At 55.8% G+C, this 13,911-nt stretch carries 8 protein-coding genes; 3 read left to right on the top strand and 5 right to left on the bottom strand.

Translation table 11 applies throughout. The features are described 5' to 3' along the window. Nucleotides 1–55 precede the first annotated feature (55 nt). From ACWUI2_RS15075 to ACWUI2_RS15055, 5 genes are all read right to left on the bottom strand, one after another. Nucleotides 56–2,044: a glycoside hydrolase family 32 protein gene (locus tag ACWUI2_RS15075; protein WP_486983677.1), complete on the bottom strand. Its 1,989-nt coding sequence runs from the start codon at nucleotides 2,042–2,044 to the stop codon at nucleotides 56–58. Between the two features lie 40 nt (nucleotides 2,045–2,084). Then, a complete protein-coding gene (locus ACWUI2_RS15070; RefSeq protein ID WP_486983676.1) occupies nucleotides 2,085–3,020 on the bottom strand; it encodes a carbohydrate kinase family protein in 936 nt (311 codons plus the stop codon). Nucleotides 3,021–3,101: 81 nt separating this feature from the next. Further along, on the bottom strand, nucleotides 3,102–3,788 hold the full coding sequence (locus ACWUI2_RS15065; RefSeq protein ID WP_486983675.1) for a DUF1559 family PulG-like putative transporter: 687 nt from the start codon (nucleotides 3,786–3,788) through the stop codon (nucleotides 3,102–3,104). Between the two features lie 66 nt (nucleotides 3,789–3,854). Further along, entirely contained in the window at nucleotides 3,855–7,709 is a 3,855-nt protein-coding gene (locus tag ACWUI2_RS15060; protein WP_486983674.1) for a LamG-like jellyroll fold domain-containing protein, read from the bottom strand. Between the two features lie 125 nt (nucleotides 7,710–7,834). Continuing rightward, nucleotides 7,835–9,235, bottom strand: coding sequence for a sugar porter family MFS transporter (locus ACWUI2_RS15055; RefSeq protein ID WP_486985071.1), 1,401 nt, complete (start codon nucleotides 9,233–9,235; stop codon nucleotides 7,835–7,837). Nucleotides 9,236–9,484: 249 nt separating this feature from the next. On the opposite strand from ACWUI2_RS15055, the gene ACWUI2_RS15050 reads away from it, so the two are divergent. The 3 genes from ACWUI2_RS15050 (at nucleotide 9,485) to ACWUI2_RS15040 (ending at nucleotide 13,910) form a co-directional block, all read left to right on the top strand. Beyond that, nucleotides 9,485–10,627, top strand: a complete 1,143-nt coding sequence (locus ACWUI2_RS15050) for a substrate-binding domain-containing protein (RefSeq protein ID WP_486983673.1) — start codon at nucleotides 9,485–9,487, stop codon at nucleotides 10,625–10,627. A 227-nt stretch (nucleotides 10,628–10,854) separates the two neighbouring features. Then, nucleotides 10,855–12,588, top strand: a complete 1,734-nt coding sequence (locus ACWUI2_RS15045; RefSeq protein WP_486983672.1) for an ABC transporter ATP-binding protein — start codon at nucleotides 10,855–10,857, stop codon at nucleotides 12,586–12,588. Beyond that, nucleotides 12,585–13,910, top strand: coding sequence for a C39 family peptidase (locus tag ACWUI2_RS15040; protein WP_486983671.1), 1,326 nt, complete (start codon nucleotides 12,585–12,587; stop codon nucleotides 13,908–13,910). The genes ACWUI2_RS15045 and ACWUI2_RS15040 overlap by 4 nt, the downstream gene beginning before the upstream one ends. Nucleotide 13,911: the final 1 nt, after the last annotated feature.

Raw genomic sequence — 13,911 nt, 5'->3', positions numbered from 1 at the left:
TCGTTTTCCGCAGCACGGATGGAAAACGAGTCGCAACGGGATCAGGCGTCTTGCCCTATCGCACTTCGCTCGACAGCAAAAGCGAGTGGTCGATTTCGGCTGGCGCCATCTGCCACGCCTCAAGGGAGAGTAAGGTCGCACTCCCCCCCTCAGCGAACACCTCGACTCCGAGATCATCCACGGGAGCATAATGGATACGGGATTCAAAAACCCTGCCATCGCCGGTGACGGCATCAAGAATTCCCTTGTCGAGAAAAACCCGAAACGTCACTTCATTGGTCATCGGATTGATCTCATATTCACACGGATACTCCGCGTTTTCCGCGATCACGATGATCCTCCCCTCTCGCCATTCGACGCGAAGGAACCTTTCCCCGTCATCGCTGCGCCGCACTCGTAATCCAAAGGCCGAGGCATCATCGATACTGAAGCGGGCAATAATCTCCATCGCGTCGCCTTCAAGGCCTTCAATCACTTTCCCTTCATTATTCAAATGGATCGATCCATTGTTTTTGAAATACTCCCGTCGCAATTGTTGCAACGCAGGCAACGGATGCATTCGCGGACGCAAATCAGGTCCGAGGGTCAAAATCCTCGGCATCGATAACGCCCCCGTCCAACCTCGTCCGCTCCGCTGCCCGCGGGTAATGCCATGCAAAATGGTTCGTCCCTCGTTGTCACGATACGCGGTAGACGCATAGAACCCGCCCGGATGATGGTTGATGAGCCCCTCGGTATGCGCCACGAACGACGCCGTTTCCGGATCAAACTCCCCTACCGCGTAGCGGACCGGGCCGTGGGGCGACGAAAGGTAAACCCAATGCCCGTCCAATTCGAAAAAATTCGGGCATTCGGCACTCTTTTCCACCAACGAACCACGATATTTCCATTCGGACAGATCGTTATTTACCGCTTCATAGATGGGAATATCGCGCGCCGTCAGAACCAGGAATCGTCGGTCACCCGCACTAAACGGAAAAGCATCTTTCAGGTTTTGATTCGGATCGCCATAAGGAACCAGCCCCTCGGGAGCCTCCGGAATTCGCTCCCACTCAATCCAGTCGTCATCGACGGGCCTCGCTGCCCACACCCGGCGAAAAGTGTTTTTCTTATATGGAACCATGGTGGTGAATTGGACCGGATTGTTCTCCTTGTCCCATGCAATATTTCCCGAGAACACGCTCAGCTCGCCCAGCTCATAAGCGGGAGGAATGGCCAACGGCAAAGTCTCCCAGTTGACCAGATCGCGGCTTCGGGCATGCCCCCAATGCACGTCCCGAGCAGGCCCGGAACCCACGAACACCATGTGCTGGTAGAATAAATGATGATAGCCGTTGAACCAGGCGGGACCATTTGGGTCATTCATTCTTTGAGCCGGCGGGGTATAATGGTATATCGGCCGCCATGGATCTTCCGCGGCAACGGGAGCGTTCCGGCGGATCGCCTCGACCGCCTGGTAGCGGACCTGACGAATGGCTTGTTCCACATCACCGCCGGCCTTCGCTCTGGCCGTGTCGCTCAAGGTAATTTGGTCAACCAGAACGTAGCCCGGCCTGTCTTCAATGCAATTGTCGTAAATGCCGATCCACGCTTCCTCCCCCTGGAGGTCCCGGAGATCCCAAGTCACCCATTCGAGACGGTTGCTGTTGTTTCCCGAAGAGGTCCGAACGATCCGGCCATCGACCCAAAGCGAAACGGAAGCGCGGAAAGCGTAATCCCCTCCGCCAATCAGGAAATTCATGTAATTGCGATCGATCACAAATTCCGGAGAATGGAGGGCACCCACTTGCGACGCCCAACCGGTGGCGCGGTTGATCGAGGAAGCCAACCCCCTCCCCTCGAATCCTTCAATCGCGGGTCCGGAGGAATTCTCCGACGGACGGAAAGGACCTTTACCAAAAGATTCTCCGGAGACCTGCCAAGGTTCAAAGGTCTCCCCTTCGAAATCCGCCAGAACGACATCGGCCCGTTCCGCCGAGTAGCCGCTCAAGGGCACAATGACAACGAGCGAGAAGATCAGACTTTTAAGTATTTTTCTATTCATAAACTTAGGTGAGGAAGGTTCATAATCCCTCAGACGGATATTAGATTCTACCCGCTTCATAAACCGGAAGCTTCACCAGAGACTCGGGAAGACTCGGAAGAGCACCAGCTTGAGAACATACATATTCGGCAACCCGACATGCATGGGAAACCAGTGGCTCCAGTCTACACCCCAGAAGTAGACCGATTGTCATCGTAGCGGAAAAAGAATCGCCCGCTCCAATCGTATCGTGGACCCGGACCGAGCGTGCATCAACGACAATTTCGCAATCGGGTCCCACAACAACCGCCCCTCGCGGCCCGCAAGTCAAAACCATCCACCTGAGATCAAATCGCGAGATCAACTCCCTCATGCGATCCCGTTCACCCTGCCCTTTGAGGTCGAACAATTCGGATAATACCCACAGTTCCTCATCACTCGCCTTAAGCACCGAAGCTCGTCCCAGCGACTTTTCAATCATTTCCCGGTCGAAAAAATCGCCTCGCAAGTTGACGTCAAACACACGCAGACAGGACGGCTTCGTCATTTCCAGAAATCTGGCAAGAGTCCGGCGAGAGGCCAGGCCCCGCTGCGCCAACGTGCCAAAACAGACCGCGTCCGCTTGTCGAGCCAATGTCGCTAATCCGGGAGTCCAACCGATCGAATCCCAAGCCGAGTGAGTGTTTATCGTATAAGAGGGACGACCTAAAGAATCAACGCTCACATCCACACTTCCCGTGGGTAATTCGCCACTACGCTGAACGGAATCCACATTGACCCCCTTTTTCCGTAAGATCGTCAACGCCTTGTCACCGAGAACATCGTTTCCTACGGCACTTACCAAGTGGGCATCGGCCCCCATTGCCGCGGCATGACAGACGAAATTAGCGGGAGCGCCCCCGAATGAAGATTGTTCTACAAAGTTATCCCATAACACTTCTCCAAACCCGACTACCACCGGCTTACTATCCTCAAATCCAGTTTCCACAACATCCATACATCTCGCCATAATAGTTTAGATAGTTCTATCTAAAATCATTTATTCACAAAATTAATAGTCTTCATTCATATTATGAATTCAATAATTCCAAACAACATTCCTGTAAAGCAGGCTTCCCTTGGCAATCCCCGCAACATGTCCGTCCACATAGACAAAGTTTGCGCGGCCTTGATGTCGATAGCGCGGCCATGTTCCGGATGTGGACGGGTCCGAATCCGGTCCGATGTCGACTGGCTGATCGGAGTTCCTTTCGCTTCCAGCAACCGGAAAAGATCCAAATGTACTGTTGGCATCCCCATGGGCGAGTTGCGTCGCGTCTCCGAACATTACCACTTCCGTGGGGCGTCCAATTTGAGACACGCTCGGGGGTCTGCTTCCTTCAGACGGAAGAGTAAAAACAGCTCGGTTAGCGGCGTAGGTCACCGTAAATTCGACGCCCGGCCTCGGTGGAAGAGCCCTGGATGGACATTCGTGAACAGGATTCCAATTTCGTTCAGTGAGCCGGTCCTGTCCTTCAACATAAGGAATCAAATGGTAGGTCCAGGCGGATCCTGAAGGAAACGTTCCCCAAGGCAAATGTTCATTCTCATTTTCATAAAGCAGGGCGGCCATCCCCAATTGCCGGACGTTGGTCAAACACTTAACGTTTTTCGCCGATTCCCGCACACGACCCACAACAGGAATGAGCATTGCAGCCAATATTCCAATAATTGCAATAACCGTAAGTAACTCGATAAGAGTAAACGCACTGGTTGATTTTCTCATGACGCAACCTTCGTTTGAAGTTTTTAAATAATTCAATTTATCTCGTCGAATTCACTAAGGATCGGTTTAAAAATCCCGAAGAAGAGCTCGTAATCTCAGGAACATCCGATCAAAATCGTCGGACAAACCGATCGGTTTAACGGTCACGTATTCGGTTTCAATGTCATCCACGATTTGCTCCGTAAATTCGGAAACCGGTTCCCAATCTATCAAATCCACCGAAAATTCGATTTCGAAATCGACATCCGAAAGAGCCTTCGCGCGAGTATAGGTAAACGTTAACTCACCATCTTCAACTACGGATTGCGGCAATCTCTCGCGGGGAGCCGGAACTTTTGGCTCCATACCGAACGCATACTTCATTAGATTGGACACGCCATCTCCCAGCGGCGTGGCGTAGGGTCCGCTGATATTCGGATTCGCTTGCTCATCCTCGTTGAAGTTCTTCTCAACCCATTCCGTGAAACCCTCCAAATCAGCCGCCTCGGCGACCATTCCGGTCCATGCCCCCTCACTGCCTCCGAGCACTACATAAACCTTGTTATCTTCACCGACATAATGACGTCCCAGGGCGATGGCCGAGCCATCCCCTGGAACAGCGAATATCTCCGTCGGGGACCACTCCCAGCCCCCTGTCACAACAACTCCGCTCTGCGCGTTGTAAACGGCGAGTATTGCTTCCATTTCAGTTGCGGCGGAAAGTGGAACACCTACCCGCCCAAGCGCGCCAATCACCGATATTTCCTGCGGGGTCAGGGATGCGGCACTCCACAATCCAACATCACTCATCAGACCGGAAAACACCCGAACCGTATTGACGCCCTCCCAGCCAAGACGCACCTGATTGACGTCCATGGTGAAATTATCGACCGGGAGATCGTCTCGATAACCCACTTCGACTCCATTGAGATAAAGGGCCGCTTCCGAACCAGTCCGCCGAACGGCCACATGATTCCATTCACCGATTCGAACCCGCTCCTCGAAATCACTCGACTGAACCAAGGTGACGTTCGATGAATTGCCGTCCCGGAAGAAAAAGAAGAGTTGGCCTTGAGCATGGAGCGCGAACTGAAAATGAAAGTTCGTCGCCAGAATTATATGACGGCTGTTCGCGCCCGCCACTTGACTGAAGAAATCTGGATTGACCCACGCACTTACGGTCACGCTGTTTGTTTCGGTCAAACCGCTCCCCGCCCACGAGCCCAGTTCGACGATATGGTTGTCGCTCACCGCCCCATTGAAAAGGTAACTATTCCCGATCGGCGATGGGTGCCCCACCTGGATCGCCGGATTCCGGATTCCATGCTCCGGCGCTCCCGCCGCCGAATTATTCACCAGCAAGGTATCAGGATGAGTTTCATCGAGCCTCCAATGTCCGACGAGACCGGGCCCGGCGATTGGCTTATTCAATACGGTCAACTGAGCTTGGCGCGTGGTCACGGAAAAATCCCCATTGATCTCCGAGATTTCGCAAAAATAACTTCCTTCGTCGGAATGCCCGACGTCCTCTATGTGCAAAGTGTCTGCGGTCTCTCCATCTAGTCTGATCGTTGCACCGTATCTTTTTTGAAACCATTGATACTTCACATCCCCCGCGCTATTGACAGTAACATGAAAGGTCGCGGACTCTCCCAGCTCAACTTCCAAGTCCTGCGGTTCTTCAACGATTTCAATGGGAGGACCCCACAACGGGCCGCCCGCCCCTCGAACACCTTGCCATGCTCCCGGACTTCCGCCCAGAACCACATAAACCTCGTTATTGACGTCAATATAATGCTTTCCCATTGCGATACTGGATCCATCGCGAGGGTCGGGAAAGCTGGTAACAAAACTCCACTCCCAATCGCCCGTCACGACAACTCCGGTCTGCGCATTGTATAGGGCAAGTATTTCTTCCATTTCGAGTTTGGAAGAAAGAGGTAAACCGATCCGCCCAAGCCCACCTATCACCGAAATCTCCTGCGGAGTCAGGGATTCGGCGCTCCAGAGCCCGACATCATTCATCAAGCCGGAGAAAACCCGCACCGTGTTGGCACCATCCCACCCGAGACGCACCTGAGTGGTGTCCATGGTGAAGTTGTCGGCCGGGAGGTCGTTTCGATAACCCACTTCGACTCCATTGAGATAAAGGGCCGCTTCTGAACCAGTTCGCCTGACGGCCACATGGTTCCATTCACCGATTCGAACTCGATCCTCAAATTCACTCGACTGAACCAGGGTGACGTTCGATGAATTACCGTCCCGGAAGAAAAAGAAAAGTTGGCCTTGAGCATGGAGCGCAAACTGAAAATGGAAGTTCGTCGCCAGAATTATGTGACGACTATTCGCTCCCGAAACCTGACTGAAAAAATCTGGATTGACCCACGCACTTACGGTGACGCTGTTGGTTTCGGTGAGCTCACTGCCGACCCACGATCCGAGTTCAACCAAATGATTGTCGCTCACTGCCCCATCGAATAGATAACTATTGCCGATCGGCGATGGTTGCCCTACCTCGATTGTCGGATTTCGGACTCCATGCTCCAATGCTCCTGCGACCGAATTGAATACGGTCAAGTTTTCAGGATCCATTTCATCCAACCTCCAATGCCCGACAAGGCCAGACTCAGGGGTTGGCTTATTCAAAACCGTCAACTGAGCTTGGCGGGTGGTTACGGAGAAGTCACCGTCTGACTTCGAGATCTCGCAAAAATAGGTCCCTTCGTCGGAGAGGCCCACGTTTTCTATATGCAACACAGACGTCGTTTCACCATCGAGGGCCAACGCCGACCCGTAAGTCCCAAAGAACCACTGGTATTGGACCGGTCCAGGGCTTTCCACCTCCACCGAGAAAGCAGCAGAACCTCCGAAATCCACCTCTTGATCTGCCGGTTCCTGCACAATCCGAATAGGCAAGGTGAACGGAATACCTCCCTCAGCCTTCAGCCCCGTCCAGGCTCCAGCAGAACCATCTAGAATCACATATATATTACCGTCCTCTCCATAAAAATGCTTGCCCATGGCAAGAGATGATCCATCTGCGGGGGTCCCCACGTTGTTAGTGTAGGTCCACGTCCATGAACCTGTTGTCACCGTTCCCTCGCCTGCGGAGTACACCGCAAGGAGATCATCGATTTCAGCGGAAGTGAGTGGAAAACCTGCCCGGCCAACACCCCCCGTTACCGCGACTTCCTGGTGGGACAATACTCGGCCGGCCCACAAGCCGACATCAGACATCAAGCCGTCGAAGTCACGGGTGGTGTTTCCCTCGTATCTTCCGAGGAACAACGTATTCCCATCGATTTCGAAGTTTTGAATGCTGGGAAATGGATATACGCGTTCGAACAACTCTCCATTAACATAGAGCGATATCGCATCATCATTAAAATTATCAGGATCATGCTCATGGGTAATAGCGACATGAATAAACTCGCCCGCCGATACCTTGGGTGCATTCCCAAATCGAACAGTAACGAACGCCTCGTCCCTTCGGTAAACATAGACAAACTGCCCCTCGTTTTCCAAAGAGAACTGTAAATGGGTGTTGGCTCCCAGGATTGTCTGCCGAGAGTTTGCCCCCGAACCGGAGCGAAGAAAGGCTGGATTAATCCAAGCGCTGATGGTCAACTCATTCGTCAATCGAAGAATTGGCGAAAAGGAAGTCCCCAAATCCACGTAGTCGTTATTGGTAAGGCCATTGAAGAGGTAACCCGCCCCCGTCGGTGCGGGCTGATTCACTTCAATGCCTGCCGTTCGAACCCCATGCTCAGGGTCGGCGACTGGAGCAGAGTTAATGACCTGTAAATTCTGGGGGTCTGATTCATCGAGAGCCCAATGTCCTAACAGGTTTTCCGTGATACCGATCGCACCGAGGGATTGGCACGCAAATATGACCAAGGCAACCAAGCTGGTTGCTTTAAACGTTTGTTTTTTGATTTTCATGGGATGGGTGGGTTGTTTTGTTAGGGCACCATCGTTGGTGCATTAAATGATTAAGGGTCTGGTTGATAGTTTGATGTTGAAACGGAAGATCCGAGCGAGAGAGCGCTAGAGCCCCCCTTGATCGATTACTTCAAGCCCAGTGTCTTATTTCCTTCGGTCAACCGTTCCGTCGAGGCGACTTCTTGTTCCGGGTTCCCCGCAGGGAGGCCAGCGAGGTTCTTTTCAATTTCTTCCAGTGCTCTGCCCTTGGTCTCGGGAACCATGAACATCACCCAGAATAGTTGGAGGAGCATCATGAAACAGAAGAAGAGGAAAACATAAGCGGGAGCGAAGGCACTCACCGTAATGGGAAAGACAAGGGTCAACAAGGCCGCGAAAACCCAGTGGGTGGAACTCCCCAATGCCTGGCCCGAAGCCCGATGCCGGTTCGGGAAGATCTCCGAAATAAAGACCCAGATCACCGCCCCCTGCCCCATCGCATGCGCCGCGATGAAGGCGAAAATACAAATGGGCACCAAGCTGAAGTTTTCCGTAAAGAACGCCCATGAGACCAACCCGAGGGAAACGATATACCCCAAGGAGCCCACCAACAAAAGCGTGCGACGGCCGATTCGATCGATCAACCAGAGCCCGACGAATGTGAAGAGGAGATTCGTGACTCCGATTCCGATCGATTGAAGCAATGCGGCCCGTTCCCCCAACCCGGTCATTTCGAAAATCCGGGGGGCGAAATACAGCACCGCATTGATCCCGGATAACTGGTTAAAGAAAGCGATGAGAAATGCCAAGGTGATCGGCGCCTTCAAGCGGCGGCTCCAAAACGGAACGGTGCTCCCACTGGCATGAGCCGCGGCGGATATCTTCTCCACCTTCGAATCCAACTCCGCCGCGGTCAGGTGAGGTTGCACCAAAGCAAAGGTCTTCCGAGCCGCCTCCCGATTGTTCCGTTGGCCGATTAACCAGCGAGGGCTTTCCGGTATCGTCAGACAGAATCCGGCGAACACCAACGCGGGAAAGGCTTCCACACCAAGCATCCACCGCCAGGCGTTCTCGCCCAATCCCGCGATCAGCGCGTTTGAGGCGAAAGCAATGAGGATCCCGAGGACGATGTTGAACTGAAACATCCCGGTCAGGCGCCCACGCAAGTGTTCCGGAGCGATCTCAGAAATATAAAGGGGAGCGGCCACCGTGGAGATGCCGACTGCCAAACCGCCGATGAATCGCGAGACCATAAACGTCACAGGATCCACGGCCAAAGCCGACCCAAGAGCCGACACCAAATAGAGAACACCGATGCACAACAGCGTGCACTGACGCCCGAAACGATTCGTCGGCCACCCTCCCAGCAAGGCGCCCAGAACGGTCCCCCAAAGGGCAATGCTGATCGCCAGACCGTGCATCGCATCGCTCAGTTGCCAAAGCCTCTGGATCTTTTGCTCGGCACCGGAAATGACGACCGTATCGAAACCAAAGAGAAATCCCCCCATGGCCGCCACAATGGCACATTTGAAAACGTAGGAATTCATCATCTCAACAGCGCTCCTTCTTTTTTCAACCTATGGCTCCGGCCAACGCGAAAGTCTCCATAACGGGGAGGGGTCGGTTCATCGCACGTCATGACGCCCATTAAGGAAATGGCAGTTCCTCCTGTCAACACATAAACGCATAAAAAACTTACCTATTTGCAGGCAAATATGTTTCAACTACACTAAAGTTGTAATAGCAGATTCGCCTAAGTGCTTGCGCTTGCCGGTGACTTGCCCATGTTCCCAAGCATGAGTTTAAGAGAACCGGCGATGGCCAAGCATGAAAGAATTTACAAATACCTTTACAGTCTGATCACAGCCCCCGGTTCCAAGCCGGGCGATCGCCTGCCTTCGGAGAGCGCACTCGTTGAACGTTTTGCCGCATCCCGTCCGACCGTCGCCCGGGCGCTTCGCGATCTCTCGACGGAGGGCTTCATCGAACGGCGGGTCGGGTCCGGTTCCTACATCAAACAGGTTTCCGGTGATCATCGAGTTGGAATGATCTTCGGATTATTGTTCCCGGGATTGAACCGGACGGAGATTTTCGAACCGATCTGCTCCCAGATTGCCCGGAGCCTCCATGCTTCGGAACACGCCCTTCTTTGGAGCCAATCCGGGGACGCCCAGACTGGACCAACGCCCGAAGAGGTGGAGCGGCTTTGCGACGAACTTGTCAAACGCTCGGTCGCCGGGGTGTTCTTCGCCCCGCTTGAGCTGTCTACCGAAAAAGACCGGGTCAATTCGAAGATCCTCAGCAAACTTCAAGCAGCCAATATCCCCGTCGTTCTACTCGACTCCGACCTGGTAGCCGAACCCAATCGATCCAGTTACGACCTGGTGGGAATTGATAACCGGCGGGCCGGGTTCGTCCTCGCCCAACATTTTCTCAGCCTTGGCGCCAAACGGATCGACTTTGTCAGTCGTCCCCTTTCTGCCTCCACTGTGGACCTCCGCGTCGCCGGTTACCAGGAGGCGCTCCGTCAAAGCGGGATCCTCCCAAATCCCGAGTGGGTTCATTACGGAGATCCAGAGGATGCTGGCTTTGTCCGGCGGGTAATCGACCACGGAGCAACTGCCATCATTTGCGCAAACGATATGACGGCGGGGGAATTGATGCACAGCTTGGAAGACATCGGTGTAGCGGTCCCGAGCCAAGTGCGCGTGGCCGGCTTCGATGACGTCCGTTATGCGAAGTTGCTGAGAATACCGCTGACCACCATCCATCAACCATGCACTTGGATCGGGAACGCCGCCGTCAGCACGATGCTGAGCCGGATCGAATCCCCCGAGATGCCGGCTCGTAAAATCCTGATCGATGCACCGCTGATCATCCGCCAATCCTGTGGGAGCCAACGCCGACTAAGGCATGACCCCGCACAAACAGACCGATGAACGAGACCCCGCAGTTGGGCTAGCCGCAAAAGAGCGCAAATAGCATGAAAAGTAGCGAATCTTCCCCGAAGATTCGCGCCCGCCCGACAGCACGGCCGAGGACCACCGAACCACGACCCTACCCCGCGTCGCCAGGCGGCTTGGACCGGCCTCCGCGGTTCGGACCCGCAGGTCCGGAAGAACACGCTTGTTTCCCGCGCCACATTGCAAATGATTCCCCCACAAACATGCTGAAGCGTTTTCGTCCGTATCTATCGTATTTAAAACAAGTCCGGCTCCCGTTCGGCCTCGGCCTCGCCTTTGGCATCCTCTACGGTGCCTCCTCCGGCCTCGGCATCCCGTTGATCATCCACCGGATCGTTCCATTGGTCACCGGCGACGATCCGCCCCGGGGTGCCTTGCTGATCGGCATCCTCGCCTTGGTGCCGCTCGTCCTGACTTTGCGGGCCGTCGGAGGCTTCCTCAATTCCTACTTGATGGCCTATTGCGGCCTCCATGTCCTCGAGCGGATGCGGCTCGACGTTTTCGCCCGCCTTCAACAGCTGCCCCTCACGTTTTTCAGCAAGAACTCCATCGGCGACCTGATGAGCCGGGTCCTCGGCGACACGGCCCAGTTGCAAACAGCCTTGATCGCCGTCGTCAACGACTTGATCAAGCAACCCGCGACCTTGCTCGGCGCGGCCGGAGCCCTCACCTACCTCGCCTTCCAACAACGGGAAATCGGCTTCATCCTCATCGCCCTCACCTCCGTCCCCGCCTGCGTCCTGCCGATCCGCTATTTCGGACGACGCGTCCTGAAAAAAGCGCGCAAGGTCCAAGCAGAAGCGGGACAAATGAACCGGATTCTCAACGAGAATTTGTCGGCGATCCGGGAGGTCCGCGCCTACAATATGGAACGCCGGGAGATCTCCCGCTTCCAGGAGAGTTGCCGCTACTTCTTCAAGGTCAGTCTCAAGGTGGTCAAATATCAGAAAATCCTCACCCCGACGATCGAAGTGGTCTCGGCCGTCGGCGTGGTCCTCGCTCTTTACATCGCGATCGACACCGACATCCACCCGGAAACCATCGCCGCCCTCCTCGGAACTCTCTACATGGGGTACGAGCCGGTGAAAAAACTGGGCCAAATGCACAGCTCCATCCGCCGGGCCGAGGCGTCGCTCGACCGCCTGGAATACATTCTCGTCCAACCCGACAGCGTTCCGGAACCAGCCGCTCCCCGGGATTTTCCGCGACCCCGCGGCCGGATCACCTTCGAGAACGTCGGGTTCGCTTACGATCAGGCCCCCGTTCTCCGAAACGTATCCATCGATCTGGAGGCCGGCAAAACCTTCGCCCTGGTCGGTCCAAGCGGGGCCGGCAAATCGACTTTCCTCAACCTGATCCCGCGTTTTTACGACGTCAGCGAAGGCACGGTCCGCGTCGACGGCATGGACGTCCGCCAGGTCACGAAGAGCGCCCTCCGGGCCCAGATCGCCCTGGTCTCGCAGGAGGCGATCCTTTTCGACGACACCGTCGCGAACAACATCCGGATCGGCAAACCGGACGCCACCGACGAAGAAATCACCGCCGCCGCCCGGATGGCCAACGCCGATTCGTTTATCGAGGCTCTTCCCGGGGGATACCAAACCGTGGTCGGCGAACGCGGTTCCAGTCTTTCCGGCGGACAACGCCAGCGGGTGTCGATCGCCCGGGCCTTTTTGAAAGACGCCCCGATCATTCTCCTCGACGAACCGACTTCCGCCCTCGATTCCGAGAGCGAGTCGTTGCTGCAGGAGGCGCTCCAAAAGCTGGCCGCCGGACGAACCGTCTTGATCATCGCCCATCGGTTCAGCACCATCCTTCACTCCGATCGAATCCTCCTCTTCGAAGAGGGCCGGATCACCGCAACCGGCACCCACGACGAATTACACAAAACCAATGCGACTTATCGCGGTCTTTACGACAAACAAGCCGTGAAATGAAACTTCGACGATCATTCGCCTCTTCATTGTCCCGTGGGTATCTCCTCGGGCTGGTCTTCCTCTTTTTCGGGACGATCGGGGCCGCCGTCGGCGCGCCGGCACCGGAAGCAGCGGAAGGCGGTCTGCCCGGCTGGGACCAGGAGTCGCGAGTCTGGACCAGCACATCCGGAAGCCGATTCGTCGGCCGAATCAAGGAAGTCGACGGCGACAGGATCGTTCTTTTCAACCAGCGGGGGCGGGAGGTCACCCTCCGCCGGGCCCAACTCTCGCCCGCTGACCGCGACCACCTCGCCCTCCTCGAACGGGAACGACACGCCGCTTTGATCCGGTATTACCAAGCCGGGAATTTCCCGACCGATTCGCTTCCCCCGCAGGTCGACATCCGGGGCCTGCGTCACGTCAGCCAGCGCGAGAATTTTTGTGTTCCCGCCTCGGCCGAAATGGTCCTCCGGTTCCACGGCCTCGATTTCGACCAGGACTACATCGCCCGGGTGAGTTCGCGCGACTCCGCCCGCAGCGCCGGCACCGATTTTGCCGCCTTGGCCCGGGCCATGCGCAATTTCGGCCTCGACACGGTGATCCTCAGCGCGCCTCCCTCCCGACGCGACACCGCCGGACGCCGCAACCTCCTTGATGGCATCCGAACCGCGCTCGCCGATGGTCGACCGGTGATCATTTCCTACGAAAACCTCCAATCGGGACACGCGGTGGTCGCGATCGGTTACGACGATCGGCGCCGCCGATTCTGGGTGCTCGATCCGGCCCTGGGCAAACGCTCGGAACCCCTCGACTATCGCATCCTCGAACCGTTGGTCACCGGCGCCCTGATCGCTTTTCCCCGCCCTCAACCCGCCCCCGGGGGAGTGACCGGCCTCGACCCGGAAATACGGGCCGACTTTCTCCAGACCGTCTCGCGAGCGGTCCGAATCACCCGCCCCGATTCTTTGCAGACCTTGGCCGACCGTCTGGGCGAAAACGGGATCGAAAGTCAGGTGCGCGACGCGAACCGTTTCGACCTCCGCGCTTCCCAGGGACAAACCCGTTCCTTCGCCCGACGCGAAGGACTGGAGTTCGTCCGGATCGCCCTGGATCGCGGTCTACTGTTGGCGGCCCCGCAAAATTTCGATGAAGGTCCGGGGATGATTCTTCTTTATGGTTTCAACGGCAACAATCTGCGGGCCGTCGAATATCGTCCGGACGGAACCGTCCGTCGCACCGAAGTGCGCCCCCTCGATTTCAGTCTACGCTGGGTCTGGCGCGACGACCGCAGCTATCGCCTCCCTCTGGTTGAGATCGAACCCAGCGCGGTCCGCCGGTCCTGAC

The organism is Verruconatronum alginivorum (assembly GCF_056590205.1).
The sequence above is the reverse complement of the archived record's forward strand: the minus strand, read 5'-3'. Positions and strand labels throughout refer to the sequence as shown.